13 protein-coding genes are annotated in these 17,838 nt (G+C 36.2%); 2 read left to right on the forward strand and 11 right to left on the reverse strand.

The genetic code is table 11. The features are described from left to right. Nucleotides 1–57: 57 nt before the first annotated feature. Nucleotides 58–1,956 (reverse strand): glycoside hydrolase family 97 protein, encoded by a 1,899-nt coding sequence (locus A9D35_RS05710; protein WP_066220202.1) that lies wholly within the window; start codon nucleotides 1,954–1,956, stop codon nucleotides 58–60. A 142-nt stretch (nucleotides 1,957–2,098) separates the two neighbouring features. Here A9D35_RS05710 and A9D35_RS19445 point away from each other — a divergent pair, with 142 nt between their 5' ends. After that, nucleotides 2,099–2,608, forward strand: a complete 510-nt coding sequence (locus A9D35_RS19445; protein ID WP_141675486.1) for a glycoside hydrolase family 97 N-terminal domain-containing protein — start codon at nucleotides 2,099–2,101, stop codon at nucleotides 2,606–2,608. A gap of 34 nt (nucleotides 2,609–2,642) precedes the next feature. Then, a complete protein-coding gene (locus tag A9D35_RS19450; protein ID WP_141675487.1) occupies nucleotides 2,643–4,070 on the forward strand; it encodes a glycoside hydrolase family 97 protein in 1,428 nt (475 codons plus the stop codon). 154 nt (nucleotides 4,071–4,224) lie between these two features. On the opposite strand, the gene A9D35_RS05720 is transcribed toward A9D35_RS19450, so the two are convergent. From A9D35_RS05720 to A9D35_RS05765, 10 genes are all read right to left on the reverse strand, one after another. After that, entirely contained in the window at nucleotides 4,225–5,790 is a 1,566-nt protein-coding gene (locus A9D35_RS05720) for a solute:sodium symporter family transporter (RefSeq protein WP_066220205.1), read from the reverse strand. Between the two features lie 54 nt (nucleotides 5,791–5,844). Further along, entirely contained in the window at nucleotides 5,845–7,029 is a 1,185-nt protein-coding gene (locus A9D35_RS05725; protein WP_066220208.1) for an aldose epimerase family protein, read from the reverse strand. 28 nt (nucleotides 7,030–7,057) lie between these two features. Next, nucleotides 7,058–8,551, reverse strand: coding sequence for an L-arabinose isomerase (gene araA, locus A9D35_RS05730; RefSeq protein ID WP_066220212.1), 1,494 nt, complete (start codon nucleotides 8,549–8,551; stop codon nucleotides 7,058–7,060). Between the two features lie 20 nt (nucleotides 8,552–8,571). After that, entirely contained in the window at nucleotides 8,572–9,273 is a 702-nt protein-coding gene (locus A9D35_RS05735; RefSeq protein WP_066220215.1) for an L-ribulose-5-phosphate 4-epimerase, read from the reverse strand. A gap of 4 nt (nucleotides 9,274–9,277) precedes the next feature. Continuing rightward, nucleotides 9,278–10,948, reverse strand: coding sequence for a ribulokinase (locus tag A9D35_RS05740; protein ID WP_066220218.1), 1,671 nt, complete (start codon nucleotides 10,946–10,948; stop codon nucleotides 9,278–9,280). A gap of 136 nt (nucleotides 10,949–11,084) precedes the next feature. Continuing rightward, nucleotides 11,085–12,032, reverse strand: coding sequence for a family 43 glycosylhydrolase (locus A9D35_RS05745; RefSeq protein ID WP_066220220.1), 948 nt, complete (start codon nucleotides 12,030–12,032; stop codon nucleotides 11,085–11,087). A 1-nt stretch (nucleotide 12,033) separates the two neighbouring features. Then, on the reverse strand, nucleotides 12,034–13,377 hold the full coding sequence (locus tag A9D35_RS05750; RefSeq protein WP_066220223.1) for an MFS transporter: 1,344 nt from the start codon (nucleotides 13,375–13,377) through the stop codon (nucleotides 12,034–12,036). Nucleotides 13,378–13,461: 84 nt separating this feature from the next. Beyond that, the gene (locus tag A9D35_RS05755) at nucleotides 13,462–15,840 is read right to left on the reverse strand and encodes a glycoside hydrolase family 127 protein (protein ID WP_066220226.1); all 2,379 of its coding nucleotides are present in this window, start codon (nucleotides 15,838–15,840) and stop codon (nucleotides 13,462–13,464) included. A 44-nt stretch (nucleotides 15,841–15,884) separates the two neighbouring features. Continuing rightward, nucleotides 15,885–16,868 (reverse strand): arabinan endo-1,5-alpha-L-arabinosidase, encoded by a 984-nt coding sequence (locus A9D35_RS05760; protein ID WP_066220229.1) that lies wholly within the window; start codon nucleotides 16,866–16,868, stop codon nucleotides 15,885–15,887. 5 nt (nucleotides 16,869–16,873) lie between these two features. Continuing rightward, a complete protein-coding gene (locus tag A9D35_RS05765; RefSeq protein ID WP_066220232.1) occupies nucleotides 16,874–17,836 on the reverse strand; it encodes a glycoside hydrolase family 43 protein in 963 nt (320 codons plus the stop codon). Nucleotides 17,837–17,838 lie beyond the last annotated feature (2 nt).

Genomic DNA, 17,838 nt, shown 5'->3' on the forward strand with positions numbered 1-17,838 from the left:
ATACCTGCCATCAATCCTGAGGTTCCTAAGACCGTATTGAGTGTATTCCTTTACCTATTAGTTGTTCTCCAATTTTTTAAATTGAATGGCTGTACCACCAGAAGCTTTCATATTTAAAGTTAAAATTTTATTGTTTTTAACTTTTATATTTTTAACTGCTACTTTTGTACGAGTATTTACGTTATCATCATCACTATAAATAGTAGCTTGATAATTAGCCTTAGCATCTAAAAAATCTAATTTAATATTCACCTCTCTAGCCTCTGTATTTGTTATGGCTCCTATAAACCAATCTTCTTTAGATTTTCTTGCTGTAACAATATATTCTCCTGGTGCTCCCTGTAAAACTTTAGTATCATCCCAAACGGTTGGAACAGCATCAAAAAAAGCAATTTCTGGTTCACCTTGATAATCGCTTGCTTTATCATACCAATACAAGGTTTGTAATGGACTATACATTACTACAGATAAGGCTAATTGATGTGCATGTGTTGTTTTTATACGATTATCATAATAACAAACAGTATAATCTCCCATACCTGCAATACCTCTAGTAAACGGTAAAATAGTGTTGTGTGTAGCATCAGGAAACTCTTCATTTCCTCTTATTCCCTCAACAGTCATTATGTTAGGTAATGTTCTTTGCTCTCCAGTCAACCTAAATTCATCATGAATATTCACCATTAATTGATTGTCTGCAGCTCTTTGTACTGATTCATGTAACCAATTTGTCCATCTGTGAGACCCCAATGCTACAAAACCATATTTAACTCCTGCAATTCCCCATTCTTTGTACAATGGAAAAATATCAAAATCTTGTTTTAATAATGCTTGTTGATTTACATACAACCAAATCCCAACACCTCTTTCTTTTCCATACCTAATCACCTCTTTTAAATTCAAATCAACATCAATAGTTCTTGCATCAGAATCAAACGTAAAAGAAGGACCATACCATTTCCAATCAAAAAGAACATACTGTAAGTTATGATCTACAGCAAAATCTATCCATGCCTTTGCTCCTTTTTCAGACAAAGCAGTTTCCCGCACAATTTTCCCAGGCTTTATCCAACTCGTATCTTCAATTTTACTAGGCTCATTTAAGTTTAAAAGAATATCATTATTTTCAATTAATCCTGTAGCTGTTTCCGATGCCATAATTACTCGCCAAGGCGTTCCAAAATAAGGCACCTTATCTACACTTTCATACAAAGTGGTTTTAACTGTTGAAGGCTTTTGCTTACTTAACTCAAATTTTGCACGTACAAAATCAACCATTCCTGCTTCTGCCAAACATGCATACATTCCATTTGGCAATTCTAAAGTTAACGGACGTTCACTTTTTGCTGGCCAATCTTGTAATGGTAATAATTGATATGGTCCTTGTGCCCAAGCCTCAAACCATGCTTTTGTACCTTGTGGAAAAGTAAACTCTGTATTTTCCTCTGTAACTCTGTAATATATTCCTGTTGGATTGTCTAAAAAATAATACCTAAAAGCAATACCTTCATTAAATGCCTTTACCTCGATATTCATTTTATAATTAGCACTTGCTTTTTGTTCAAAAGACAAAATCAATTCATTATAATGATTTTTTATCTCGCACCTTTCCCCAAATGTAGGATACCAGTCCTTATTTACCGAGCTTCTTTTTTCACCCTTATATACCAAATCATCCATCCAATTACGGGTGGGTTTATTTTTAACTCCCAAAGTCCATTCCGAAAGATGATTATCTAATTTTATTTGTAACTCAGATTCTAAAACAACAGATTTGCCTTTGTAGTTTATAAGATATGTAATGCTTGATTCTCCTGAGCTTTTAATCGTTTGCTTTATTTGAATTTCATAATTAGCATCTGGAGAATGTAATACCGAATTAAAACCAGAAATAGATTGTCCTACTGATTCAAATTGGATGATAATAAGTAAGGAAATTATAATTAAGTTTTTCATTTTATTGAGTATGTTATATAATATGATCTATTGATACAAGACAATTCTATTAAAAAATTATACCCAAACTATAAACCATGGCTCATAATTTATCAATTATCGCCCTATTTGGGGATTTAAACTATTAATTTCCAGTTTTCTAATGATTGAATATATTTTTCATATTTTTACAAGTGTAAAAAACACATTTAAAAATGAAAAACTATACTACTCTAACTATTTTAATGCTTGTTATCTGCTCCTGTTCTGTGGAAAAAAAGAGCATATTTTTGAAAATCCTTCAAAAAGTATTTCGGTTGAATTTAAGCTCAACGCAGAAAAAGCTGCAAGCTATAAGGTACATTATCAAAACAAAACAGTCATTAATTCATCTCTTTTAGGAATAATACGAGAAGATGCTTCCTTTTACAACAATCTTGAAATCATTTCAGTTTCTGGCCCTAAACCCGTCACAGACCATTATACCATGCTTCAAGGAAAACGTAAAAACAGGTCTTATTCGGCAAACGAATACAAGGCACAATTAAAAAATGATTTAGGAAATCGTATCGATATTATTTTCCAAATCTCTGAAAACGGTGTTGCTTTTCGCTATCATTTTCCTGAAAATTCTTCAGAAATAAAAAAATTATTGAAGAAAAACCACCTATAATTTTAATACACAAACAAAATCGTGGTTACAACCTATGTCGAAAGCAAAAACAGGTTGGAGTGAAACCAATCCGTCTTACGAAGAAAATTATTTAATGGAAATTCCTGTAAACACGCCCTCTCCAATTGGTGAAGGTTGGGTTTACCCTGCCCTATTTAACACGGCAGACACTTGGTTGTTAGTTTCGGAGACAGCTCTAGGAAAAACCTACTGCGGTACACGACTAAAATACAATACCAAAGCGCATGCATTACAAGTTACTTTTCCGCAAACCGAGGAAGTTTTTCCTAATGGCGCATTAAACCCTGAGTCTAAATTACCTTGGTTTACCCCGTGGCGTATCATTACAATTGGAGACTTAAAAACAATTACAGAAAGTACTTTGGGTACCGATTTAGCTGAAAAAGCCATCGATATAGATACCTCATTTATTGAAACAGGTTTAAGTTCTTGGAGTTGGGTGTTATTGAAAGATAATTTTACCACTTTTGAAACTTCCATGAAATTTATTGATTACGCTTCGGATATGAGGTGGCCCTTTTGCCTTATTGATGCCGATTGGGACACAAAAATTGGTTTTGAAAAAATGAAAAAGCTTGTTGATTATGCGGCTAGCAAAAATGTAAAAATAAACGTTTGGTACAATTCTTCAGGTTCATGGAATTCCACGCCATACCATCCTAAAGGTAAATTATTAACCCATGAAGATCGTGCAAGCGAATTCAAAAAGCTAAATGATATAGGTGTTTCTGGTGTTAAAATCGACTTTTTTGGTGGTGACGGACAATCTATGATTGCTTATTATCATGACATTTTAAAAGATGCTGCAACCCATAAATTAATGGTTAATTTTCACGGCGCAACACTACCTAGAGGTTGGCAACGCACCTACCCGCATTTAGTAACTGTTGAAGCGATTAAAGGTGAAGAATTTATCACGTTTGTTCAGGAAAATGCCGATTTACAACCCAGCCACTGTGCCATGTTACCTTTTTCTCGTAATGCTTTTGACCCCATGGATTTCACCCCAATGGTTTTAGATTCTATCCCTAATATCACTAGAAAAACGACACCAGCATTCGAACTGGCTTTACCTACACTATTCTTATCTGGAATTCAGCATATCGCCGAAATTCCAGAAGCAATGGAAAAACAGCCGCAATTTGTTCGCGATTATTTAAAAGCCATTCCAGCAAACTGGGACGATTCAAAATTTATTGCAGGATATCCTGGTAAGTTTGTAATCATGGCTAGAAAGAAAGGTGATAGCTGGTTTATTACTGGAATAAATGGTGAAAACACAGTCAAAAAAATCTCTATAGATTTATCATTTATTACAAAAGAAAAGGGTTTTATAATTACTGATAATGATAACAATGGATTTAGCCAAACCACTTTAGAACCAAGCGCTATTATGACTATAAACATGAAAGAACATGGCGGCTTTGTGATGAAATTTTAAACAAAAAAAAAGGTCTTAAAAGTAAAATTCACATCATCTGAATTTATTTCAGATTCTCACCATTATTGAATTTCAATATTATGAGATTCTGTGCCAAGCACAGAATGACGATTGTTTTAACTTTTAAGACCTTTTAGATTTATAAGTTTTCTACTTAAGACAAATAAATATATAGCCCAATTACTGCGGCAACAACTAGATAACCAACTGGTTTAACATATTGCCAAGGCGTGATATCCACTTGCTTTGTATACTCTTGTTTATAATCTGTTTCTCTAGGCACAAAATAACTTACTACAAACATAATAATGATTGTTAATACAAATAAAATGCCCATTAAATGCAAGAAGCTAATGTTTGGTTTAATAACATAAAGCGTGACTAAATAGGTTATCACACTAAACAATATGGCAATATTAGCGGCTTTTCCTGAAACACGTTTAGAAAATATCCCTACTATGACAATAGCCAAAATAGGCACACTATGTGTACCATTTAATTCTTGTAAATAGGTAAAAATTCCTCCCTGTACCCCGTAAAGTAATGGCGCAATACCCATAGAGAATAAAGACAGTATAATACCAAAGGTTTTTCCTGCTCTTACAACCTGACTTTCTGAAGCTTTTTTGTTGATATATTCTTTGTAAAAATCAAGTCCGAATAAGGTTACCGAACTATTTAAAGCACTATTAAACGAACTTAAAATAGCGCCGAATAATACTGCAGCGAAAAAACCTATAAACGCAACGGGAAGCACTGCTTTAACCACCATAGGGTAGGCTTCATCTGCATTGGCTATATCCCCATTAAAAATATAAAACGCAATAATTCCTGGTAGAACCACTATAAAAGGCCCTAATATTTTTATAAAAGCGGCTAGTAAAAGCCCTTTCTGACCTTCTTTTAAGTTTTTAGCTCCAAGCGCTCTTTGAATAATAGCTTGATTAGTGCCCCAATAATAAAAATTTACAATAATCATTCCCGTAAAAAGGGTCCAAAATGGCACATCGGAATCTGGCCCTCCAATAATATCAAACTTTTCGGGAAGCGCTGTGGTTAATGTTTTTAAGCCTGTTAAAACATTACCATCCCCAATCTTCATTAAACCAAAAATGGGAATTAACGAACCTCCAATAATCAAACCAACAGCATTAATAGAGTCGGATACAGCAACCGCTTTCAATCCGCCAAAAATAGCATAGATACTACCTATAATACCAATAGCCCAAACTGTAGCCCAAAGTGCTGGTTCTGGATTCATGCCTAACTTTTCAGGAATATCGAACATGGTATTTATCGCCAAAGCACCCGAATATAGCACCGTTGGCAACATAGAAATAGCATATCCTAGAAGAAAAAGTAAGGAGACAATGGTTTTAGTTGATTTCCCATATCTATTTTCTAAGAATTGTGGAATAGTTGCTATACCACTTTTTAAATATTTTGGAAGTAATACAAATGCTGTAAAAACCATAGCAAGAGCCGCTACAACTTCGTAAGCCATAATAGGTATTCCGTCTCTAAAAGATACACCGTTCATTCCTACAATTTGTTCTGTTGAAAGATTTGTAAGCAACAATGACCCTGCGATTACAGGGCCTGTTAGGCTTCGTCCGCCTAAGAAATAGCCATCGGAAGACTTTTCATCTGTCTTTCGTGTAGACCGCCATGCGATTACAGCTACCAATAAAGTAAAGGCAGCAAAAGAAATAATATCCATATTTAATGTGTTTAGTTAGTAAGAAATGGTTATGAAAACAATACTACGGCATACTTATTTCACAATAAACTTAAACGACGTTTTTGTTGTATAAGTTTCTCCGGGGTTTAAAACCACTGAAGGAAAGTTTTTTTGATTAGGTGCATCTGGAAAGTGTTGTGTTTCTAAACAAAAACCAGTTCTGTGCCCATAAGTTCCTCCTTCAGGCATTGGTAAGGTGCCATCTAAGAAGTTTCCCGTATAAAATTGAATTCCAGGCTCATCAGTATAAATCTCCATAAGTCGGCCACTTGCTTTATCGTAAGCTGAAGCCACTTGTCTCATGGTATCTTTTCCGCCATTTAACACCCAACAATGGTCGTAACCTTTTCCTAAGGTTAATTGCTCATTTTGCGTAGTAATGTCTTTCCCTATGGTTTTAGCTTTTCTAAAATCGAAAGGTGTCCCTTCAACATTTTTAATCTCTCCTGTTGGGATTAAAGTCGCATCAACAGGTAAATAAGCATCAGCATTAATCATCACTTCATGATCTAGAATGTCTTTTGTAAAATCTCCTGTTAAATTGAAATATGCATGCTGGGTTAAATTTACCACGGTAGCTTTATCGGTCGTGGCTTTATAAGAAACCTCCAAAGCGTTATCTTTAGTAAGCGTGTAAACCACAGTTACCTTTAAGCTTCCAGGATACCCCTCTTCGCCATCTTTACTTAAATAGGTTAATTTTAAGGCTGATTCCTCTTCACCTTCAATAGGTTCTGCGGTCCAAACAACGCGATCGAATCCATCAACACCACCGTGTAAATGATTAGGACCATCGTTAGTTGCTAAGGTATACTCATTTCCATTTAAAGTAAATTTCCCTTTAGCAATACGGTTTCCAAAACGACCAATTAACGCACCAAAAAAAGGATTATCTTTTAAATAATCCTCTAAATTATCAAAACCTAAAACAACATTTTCAAAGGTACCATTTTTATTAGGCACTTTTAACGAAGTAATTCTACCTCCGTAAGTGATCACATTCAATGTAACTCCATTAGCGTTTTTGAGTGTAAATTGATCTATAATTGTACTATCTGGCATCACACCAAATTTAGATTTTTCAATAGTTAAATGTGCTTTCACTGCTATTTCTTTTTGGTCACTATCATGTTCTTTTTTTGTCTCTTTACAACTCAGCGTTGCAATACTCATTAATAAAAAGAAAGCACAAGAGAAACTGGTCTTTAAAATTTTCATTTTCCTGTCATTTGGTTTGGTGAACAATTTAATGATTATAAAACGCTTCGTTGGTTTTAATAGCCATTTTAAAATTACTTAGCGTTGTATTTTCATCAATAACTAAGGATTCTATGTTGGCCATTTCAGCAAAATCTTCCATTTGTTCAACAGAAATATTTTCACTGTAACACGTGTGATGCGCTCCGCCACCTAAAATCCATGCCGTACAAGCTGTTTCAAAATCTGGTAATGGTTTCCACATTACTCGAGCTACTGGTAAGTTAGGTAAGGCTTCTACCACTTCTTCTCCAATAGTTTTATTGATTAATAATCTAAATCGATTTCCAAAATCCATTATACCAGCTACAAGAGAAGTGCCTGCTCTTCCATTAAAAACTAAACGCACAGGGTCTGCTTTTCCGCCAATTCCTAAAGGATGAATTTCGCAGGATGGTTTATTTGCTGCTAAAACAGGATCAACTTCTAGCATATGCGACCCTAAAATCCTTGGTGCTGTTGGATCTAAATGATAGGTGTAGTCTTCCATAAAAGCATTACCCCCCTCTAAACCAGAACCCATCACTTTCATGACACGGGTTAATGCTGCCGTTTTCCAATCGCCTTCGCCAGCAAAGCCATAGCCTTTTTGCATAAGACGTTGTACGGCGATGCCTGGCAATTGTTTAATACCGTGTAAATCTTCAAAAGTATCGCTAAAACCTTTAAAATTCCCATCTACTAAAAACTTCTCCAGACCTAATTCTATACGTGCCGATTCTATTAGAGATTGCCTGTCTTTCCCGCCTTCTAACAAAGAATCTGCCATATGATAAGAGGCTTCATATTCTTTAATTAGTGCATTTATAGCATCATCGGAAATGTTATTTATCACTGCTGCTAAATCACCTACAGCATAAGTATTTACTGAAAAACCAAACACTGTTTCTGCTTCCACTTTATCCCCATCGGTTACGGCAACATAACGCATATTATCTCCAAAACGCGCAAACTTTGCACCTTGCCAATCATCCCAACCAGCGGCTACTCGCGTCCAATCTCCGATTTTCTTTTGTACAGCATCTGTAGACCAATGGCCAACAACTACTTTTCTATTTTTACGCAAACGACTCACCATAAATCCAAATTCACGATCACCATGCGCCGATTGATTTAAATTCATAAAATCCATATCGATGGTTCCCCAAGGGATATCGCGATTAAACTGAGTATGTAAATGCAACATGGGCTTTTGAAGTGCTGTAAGTCCGCGAATCCACATTTTTGCTGGAGAGAAGGTATGCATCCAAGTGATGATTCCTATGCAATTCTTTTCTTGATTGGCAGCGGTTAAGGTTTCGTAAATTTCTTCAGAAGATTTTACTGTTGGCTTAAAAATAATTTGAACAGGAATTGCTTTAGAGTCATTTAAAGCTTCTGCAATAATGGTTGAATTTTTGGCCACTTGGGTTAAGGTTTCTTCTCCGTATAAATCCTGACTACCAGTTATAAACCAAACTTCCTTTTTAGAAATATCTATCATTTTTGACTATTTTTTTATTGTTACTGACCGTAATATGAGTTTGCACCGTGCTTACGTTCATAATGTTTTTTAATTAATGAATCTTTTAATCTTGGGGCATTGGGATTAATTTGTCTTGTTAAATAAGCCATTTCTGCAATGACCTCTAGTACTTTGCTATTATAAACAGCCTTTGCCGCATTTTTTCCCCAAGCAAAAGGGCCATGATTACCAATAAGGATCATTTCCACTTCTTTATAAGAAAGCTGTTTATCTTTAAAACACTCTAAAATTTGAATGCCTGTATTGTGTTCGTAATTCCCTTCAATAAGATCATCGCGCATGGGTGGCGCACAAGGAATATCGGCCGTTAAATGATCGGCATGGGTGGTACCAAAAATGGGAATGTCTAATTGCGATTGTGCCCAAGCCACAGAATAGGTCGCATGTGTATGCGCAATACCTCCAATTTCTACCCAATTTTTATACAGATATGCGTGTGTTTTGGTATCTGAAGAAGGCCTCATAGACCCTTCAATAATATTATTATCAAAATCGACAATAACGATATCCTCTGGTTTTAAAACCTCGTAGGCAACACCACTTGGTTTAATAGCAAACACACCATTTTCTCTATCAACCGCACTTACGTTTCCAAAAGTATACACGACTAAGTTCAAAGCATTTAATTGCATATTCGCTTCGTAGCATTCTTCCTTAAGTAATTTATATTTAGAACTCATAATTTTACTTTTTAATGGTTTTTTCAACAAACTCAGCCAATTCCTTATACGATTCCATTAAGGCAGCATAGGTTTCAACTTCATTAGCTTTAGGATAATATTCAGCTTCAAAATCACTTCCCATAACCTTACTAGCTTCAATAACATCTTTATAAATACCAGCGGCAACAGCAGCATAGATAGCGGCTCCTAAAGCGGGTGCTTGATCGGATTCGGCAACTTTTATTGGTCTATTTAATACATTGGCTAAAGTTTGCATGATGAATGGCGACTTTCTAGCCACACCACCAATACCAATAACAGATTCTATTTTCACGCCTTCGCTTTCAAATCGATCTACAATCATTTTAGAACCAAAACAAATGGCATTTACCAAAGCTTTAAAAATATGCGGGGCTTTAGTTCCTAATGACAGCCCTGATAATGCAGCCTTAAGCTCTTGGTTGGCATCGGGCGTGCGCCTTCCGTTAACCCAATCTAATGCCATAGGTACTGCTACAGCATGTGGTATTTTTTCTGCTTGTTCGGCTAAAGTTCTAATAAATTTAGCATCCAGTTCTTCTTGAAGTTTCTGCTTTTGATCTTCCGTCAATATGGTTGAAGTCATAACCAAATTATCTATTGGCCAATACAAGATACTTTTAAACCAAGCCAATACATCTCCAAATGCAGATTGTCCTGCCTCTAAACCAATCATGCCAGGAATTACCGAACCATCAACTTGACCGCAAATTCCTTTAACACAGATATCGCCCAGTGTCTCATACGAAGAGACCATAATATCGCAGGTTGAAGTTCCCATAACACGCACTAAAGTATTGTTGTCTACTTTGGCACCCACAGCTCCAGAATGCGCATCGAAGGTACCTACAGCAATCACACATTTTGTAGACAAGCCTAATTTTGTAGCCCAAGCTTCATTTAAATGTCCAGCGATTTCATTAGAAGTAAACGTATCATCATACAAACGATCTCTTAAATCTGATAAATACGGATCTAATTTAGACAGGAATTCTTTGGCAGGTAAACCTCCCCAGCTTTCATGCCACATGGCTTTATGCCCTGCTGCACAACGGCTTCTTTTAAAGCTTTTTAAATCCTTATTATCGGCTAATAAATAGGTGATAAAATCGCAATGCTCCATCCAAGTATAAGCAGCTTCCTTAACAGCTGTATCTTCCCTTGCAATGTGTAATATTTTTGCCCAAAACCATTCTGAAGAATAAATACCACCTTCATATTTTGTGTAATCTTCTCCTCCCCAGGATCTAGCCAATTCATTAATCTCGTTGGCTTCCTTTACCGAGGTATGGTCTTTCCAAAGTACCATCATGGCATTTGGATTTTCTTTAAAACCATCAACCAAAGCTAATGGCACCCCTGCTTCATTTAAAGGCATTGGCGACGAACCCGTGGTATCGATACAGATCCCCGAAACGGTTTCTGGGTTTACTTCACTTTGCTTAACAACCGAAGTTATGGTGTGTTCCAAACCTTCAATATGATCTAGAGGATGTTGCCTAAACAAATTCTCACTAGGGTTGCAATATTGCTGTGCTTTCCATCTTGGGTACCAGTAAACTTCCGATGCCAATTCGGCACCATTTTGAGTATCTATTAAAACGGCTCTTACAGAATCGGATCCATAATCTAAGCCTATTACGTATGTTTTCATTTTTTTTATTGGTTTCCTACATCACAAATATAAATGATAAATTTAAACAAGTGTCAATAATACACTTACATTTTGAATTAAAATATTATTTATTGAATTATTAAATTTTATTTTGAATTAATTCTATATCAGACTTTTAATAAAACTGAAAAATGGGTTTTCCTGTATCATCAAATATTACTTCCATAATTCTAGCGTGCCTATTTGGATCGTATAAGGGGTCGCCTTCTATTTTTTCATAATCTCTAGCGTGGTAAACACAAATTGGCGTACCATCCTCTGCTACGGTAAAACTATTATGTCCAGCACCGTAGATGTTTTTATTATAGTCGGACTGCAGCACAGGGTATCTTGATTTTGTCCAAGAATTTCGGTCCATTAAATCGGCATTTTCATCGGCTTCCATTAAGCCCATGCAATAGCAAGCTCCTGTTGCACTTGCCGAAAAGGTTATATAAATCTTCCCTTTATTTTTTATAACTGCAGGGCCTTCATTCACCCAAAAATCAACACGCTCCCAATCGTAATCTGGCGTAGTAAGCATGAATTGCGCTGTTTTTAATTTAATAGGCGATTCCATTTCTGCTAAATACAAATTTGAAGCAGCGAATTGCCCGCCGGTCTTTTCTGCCCAGCAGAAATACCTTTTACCCGCATTTTCAAATACAGTCCCATCCAACGAAAAATCGACAAAGGTTTTATTATCCCCATCTGCCGCTTGCATTTGTCCGAGCTCTGTCCAGTCATCGTTTAAAGGATCTTGACCTTTACATTCCAAAACATAAGGACGTAATTTCCAGATATCATCCACCTCACTGGCAGCAAAATAGATATACCATTTACCATCTAAATAATGTATTTCTGGCGCCCAAACATGCTGACTCATGGGCCCTGTTTCATGTTTTTCCCAAATTATAAACGTCTCGGCTTCTTGCAAGCCATTTAAAGTTTTAGACCGCCTAAGTTCTATACTATCGTAAGCAGGCACCGACCCTGTAAAATAGTAATACCCATCTGTATGTTTGTAAATAAACGGATCGGCACGTTGTTCAACGATAGGATTGTTGTTTCGAGTAGTATCCATTTTATATGTTTAATTTCGTTTTTATAGTCTCATAGTAGGTGTCTGTAATTTTGTAACGAAACATTAATCCGCCCATAATCACGTGAAATATTCCTGGGATAACTGTTAACATTAACGCTATTCCCCAAAGCGCATAATCACTTTGTGTATCTGCTTTTGGTACATATTCAAAAAAGTCTAATAAATACCCTACCACAGCACCTGCGATGCCCATTCCAAATTTTTGAGCGAAAGAAATCCCTCCAAAAGACAAGCCCGATACACGTTTCCCGGATTCTGCATGACCGTAATCAACGGCTTCTGCAATAGCCGACCAAAAAACTGGAGCATGTAAATCCACCACAAACGATAAGATAAAATACAAAACGTAAGCAATCATGATATCACCTGGTTTTACAAAAAGCAACATTATTAAGCTAATAACACCAACAGCTAATTGGGACCATTTAAACAGTTTTACTTTACAATATCGCTTTGTAATGTACGTAGAGGCTGGCATGGCCAAAATTGCGGCTGTAACCCCTGTAGCCATAAAAGTAGATTGTACGCTCGCATCGCCACCTAAAAAATATTTGGCATAAAAAATGGCAACCGAGTTACGAATAACATAACCCACGGTACCAAAAAAACAAACCCCAAACAATAAAGTCCATTGCCCATTTTTAATGAGCAGTTTAAACTGTTCTTTTAAAGGTTTATCTTCAACTTTATGCTCAACACGTTCTTTAGTAGTAAAAAAACAGAATAGCAATAATGCTGTGCCCAATAAAGCCATAATACCCATAGCTAGTTGATACCCCTTGCCAATATCATCTTTACCTAGTTTTTCTGCTAAAATGGGTACCACAATCGACACTAAAAACGCCGCAATTTTAGCAAAAAATAGACGATATCCATTCGCAGATAACCGCTCTTTAGGGTCGCTAGTTAAAACACCTATTAAAGAAATGTAGGGTATGGTTACCGAAGTAAACATGATGGTAACAAATATGTAGGTTACATAAGCATAAATCATTTTACCAGCATAATCGAAATCTGGTGTAGAAAAGGTTAAGAAAACTGAAATCCCAAAAGGCACGGCTAAAAACAAGAAATAATGTCTATACCTCCCCCATTTGGTTGATACTTTATCGGTTATAAGTCCCATTAAAGGATCGGTAATCGCATCAATAAGCCTTACCAGCAGAAACAAAACCGCCATATCCTTTGGCTTTAGTCCAAATACATCGGTATAGAAAAAAGTAATAATAAGGAACATGGATGATATGACCACATTTACAGCGGCGTCCCCAGAACCATATCCAACTTTTTCAAGTACGCTTAACTTTTGATTTTCTGATTTCATATGTTTAAAAAAATACTACCGTTAACCTTTTTTAAATCTGTCCCCGATTAGTGATTAATACTTATATTTTTAACTCCATTTTTTTTAATCTACAGCTACGTTTATTAATCGCACACCATAAATACCTGCGGTTACCGAGCCTAATTCTGCTTCAAAACGCAATTTTAAAATGTCGTTTGACTTCGCTAAATCTGCTGGAATTTCATAATCAACATAAAAAAACACATCGCCTTTATCCCCTTTTAGTTTGGGATTAGCAATTTGTTTTCCATTGATTAAAATTTTAAAATTTCGATTGGCATCTTTACCAAAATAAGTAACACGTAAAGCTTTAGCAGCCTTATCTTTATTTTTCAACTGATAACTAAACCAACCGGTCGCATCACGCCAATGTCTGTTTTGATTTACTCCTGTATGAGACTGATTAGATTCAATGCCGTGATCGGATTCTGGTTGTTGTTCTCCAGGCGCAATAAAATCTACCGTTATGGCTCTTAAATAGGCTTCAGCCTTTTGCTTTTCTGCCAATGTTTGTTGCATTTTCTCAAGCCCTTTTGGGGTTTCTTTTTTGAAATATATGGCATAACGCTTTTCGTGAATTTTATAAAAAGGCTGCAATATTAAATGCTTATATGCCGAAGGCTGTATTAAATCTTCAGCTGAAAATTCTAATGGTTTTCCTGAAACTGCTTTAATTTTAGTTAAGATATTTTCATTCTTTTCAGATACAAACATCGGTGCTTCCGTTAAAGGTAAAAATGGTCCTGAAGCCACATGCCCGCCTCGACTATCATCTGCAAATAGTCCGTCTTGATTGGCATCACCTGTAACAGCTGCTAAAACAATGGGGCCATATTTAACAGAGACATAACCCGATTGATCTGGAATGTCTTCAACACTTAAATGCATAGGCACTTCCATTTTAATGATATCGCCGTTTTTCCAAACTCTTCGAATAGGAATATAAGTTCCAGGAGTTCCAGCTATATTTTGAGGTTTACCATTTAAATACAACTTTAGCATTCCTGCGTTTACCCACTCCGGATAGCGTAACATGAGTGTCGCTTGAACATTCTTTTTACTCGACCAAACTAATTCGGTTGAAGGCACTTCTGGAAAGTCTGTATTTTGTGTTAGGGTTGCACCTTTTTCATTCCAAGAAACCTGAGAAGGTATAAATAAATTTACATACAAAGCATCCTTATGATTTGCGTAAATTAATTCGTTATACTTGGTATGATTCTCCATGCCCGAGCCTACACAGCACCAAAAACTAGTTTCTGGTTGCGAGTACACACGGTAATGCCCCGGTCGCATGGGTGTAAAATAGACAAAGCCCCCTTTAGGATTTTGTGATGATAAAATATGATTATAGAGTCCGCGTTCGTAAAAATCGATGTACCCTGAATTAGCTGTATCCTCAAAAAGCATTTTACTTAATTTGAGCATATTGTAAGTGTTACAGGTTTCTGGCCCCTGTTCGCCACTTAAAACTTCACTAAAATCATCAATAGGATTAAAATGTTCTCGCACACTGTTGCCTCCAATACTTAAAGAACGTTGGTTTACAACATTATTAAAGAAGTTTAAAGCCGATTGATGGTACTTTTGGTCGTGATCTAGTTGCGAAATACGCTCGAAACCGATAAACTTCGGAATTTGTGTATTCGCATGCATGCCTGTTAAAATATCTTGATTTTTAGCTAATGGATTCAATAGCGCATGTTCGGAAAAACGTTTAGCCAAATCTAGATATTTCTTTTCTCCTGAAATCTGATATACATCGGCAAACACTTCATTTAAACCACCGTGTTCCGAACGCAACATATCTTGGATTTGTGATTCTGAAAGGTTTTTTGTAACCTCTATAAACCAATCTATTAAAGCGATTAACATGGTTTTAGCTTCAGGTTTTTCGGCAAATACCCAAGCATCTTTTAAACCAGCAAATGTTTTATGAATATTATAAAGTGGCACCCACTTATCATTTAAACTAAAACTACCAGCGTTAATATGCCCTTGCTTAATTTCGGACCAAAGCGCATTACTTTCAGGGATTCCACCAATATAACCATTTCCATTAGCCTGCTGTACTTTTTGTAATTCAGCCAAGACATAAATAATTAATGCATTGGCTTTTGTGTTTTTTGTAGACGCATAATACATGGACAAAGCCGACAAATAATGCCCTAAAGTGTGACCGTCTAACCCTGTATTTTCCCAATTGGTATAAGATTCAGCTTTAGGTTCTAACCCCGCTTCTCGTAAAAACGGATTAAGTAATCGGTCTGGATTTAAATCTTGAATGTAATTGAAATCCGTTAAAGCAGCATCTTTAAAAACCCCAGAAGTTACCGTAACCTGATTTAAAGGAAACAGTGCTACTGATTCTTGAGCCGTCGTGTGAACTGCACAAAACAATCCTAAACCTAGCCATAAAGATTTTAAATAAGTATGCTGCATTTTTTAACTTAAAAAAACTATTATTTTTAATTTATAGCCTGCTATTAATCCATAGGTTTTACGGTTGGCCATCCGTCTACCCACGTAATTTCTTTTACAATTAATTTTGGTAAAGCTTTATCGCTAGCATCGTAACCATGCATAAACGTATAATCTTTACCATCAAAAGTAAACACGCTATTATGCCCTACGCCATACCAGTTTTTGTTGCCTTCAATAACTAAAGATCCGCCACCTTCGTTTAGGGCTTTTCCGTCTTTATCAACATAAGGTCCTGTTACTGTTTTAGAGCGACCAACAACTAATTTATAAGTACTTTCCTCTCCACGACAGCAGTAGTCCCAAGATAAAAACTGATAATAATATGCGTCCTTTTTAAAAATGAAAGGCCCTTCTAAAGCTGCATTTCCTGGTTCTGAATCTTCTAATGTCTTATCCCTGTCACGTCTTGCAATAGTATGCCATGCCTCAGGTTGAGCCAAGTCTTTTAAATTGCTTGCCAGCTTTACCATTTTTAATCCATTCCAAAACGAACCAAAGGCTAACCATGGCGTACCCGCTTCGTCGAAAATGAGATTCGGATCGATGGCGTTCCATAAGTCTCTACCAGGTACAGATTGAATAACAATACCTTGATCTTCCCATTTATAATTTTTGTCTTTTGGGTTTAATGTTGAATTGGTAACTAAGCCTATTGCAGACGTATTTTTACCAAAGGCTGAAATGGAATAGTACAAATAATACCTGCCGTTATGAAACGTAATATCTGGCGCCCAAATATGGCCATTAAACCCTGGAGCTACGGCCTTAGCCCATTTCGGACTTTCAGCAAAAACAGGTGCTTCTTGGGTCCAGGTTTTTAAATCTTTAGACGTAAAACTTGTAATCCCAGGTCCTGTACAAAACAGATAATAAGTATCGCCTTGTTTGGCTACCACGGGATCGTGGGTAATGGGTTTATCTTGAGCACAAGCCACTAGAAAGCTACAAAACGCAGCTAGTACAAAGAATTTTTTATTTAATTTCATGATTTTTAATTTTGAATACCTTCGGAAGTCATTATAACACGTTTCATGGTTCCGTCTTCATTATAGTATAACCTATCAATACAAACCGAACGTCTAAAACTTCCGCCATTTGGTTGAATACCTCCCGTATGATAAATGAAATAATCTTGCCCTTTAAACTCTATAATGGATTGATGGTTTGTATTTGAGTTTCCCGCTAATTCATTTAATATACCCTTAAATTCCCAAGGTCCTGTAATAGACTTACTCATCGCGTAGGCTATTTTCTCTGGAAATTGATATGCATACGACAAATAATACCAATCTCCTTTTTTATGAATCCAAGGGGCTTCTGTGAAATTTGGTAAATCAACGGTCCTTATTGGCCCGTCAAGTTCAATCATATTCTCCTTCAATTTAGCATAATAACAAACCGTGTTTCCCCAATATAGATATGCTTGACCGTTATCGTCAACATAAACTGTAGGGTCAATATCATCCCATCTAATATCTGTATATTTGGTAGTCATATCGTTAGTAACAATAGCTTTCCCTAAAGCATCTTTAAAAGGTCCAATTGGCGTGTCAGAAACAGCTACACCAATAGCTTTTCCCGGGTGAGCATCATTATGCTCGACAGTAACATACCAATAAAATTTCCCATTGCGTTCAATAACTTGAGCTGCCCATGCTTCTCCTTTAGACCATTTAAAATCTGTTGGCTTTAAGGGCACAGGATGCTCTTGCCATGTTTTCATATCTTTTGAAGAATATACCAACCATTCATTCATTTTATAAAAATGAAAGTCGTGAGGAGCCTCATCATGTCCTGCATACAGGTACACCGTATTATCGTGCACCAATGCTGCAGGATCTGCAGTAAACTTATCTTTAATTATAGGATTATTTTCTACAACATTAACCTGTGCATTTAGTATTGCACAACAAAACAGGTTAAAAAAGATACTTACTTTAAATAAACGATTCATAA

The organism is Formosa haliotis, assembly GCF_001685485.1.
Lineage (GTDB): Bacteria > Bacteroidota > Bacteroidia > Flavobacteriales > Flavobacteriaceae > Formosa > Formosa haliotis.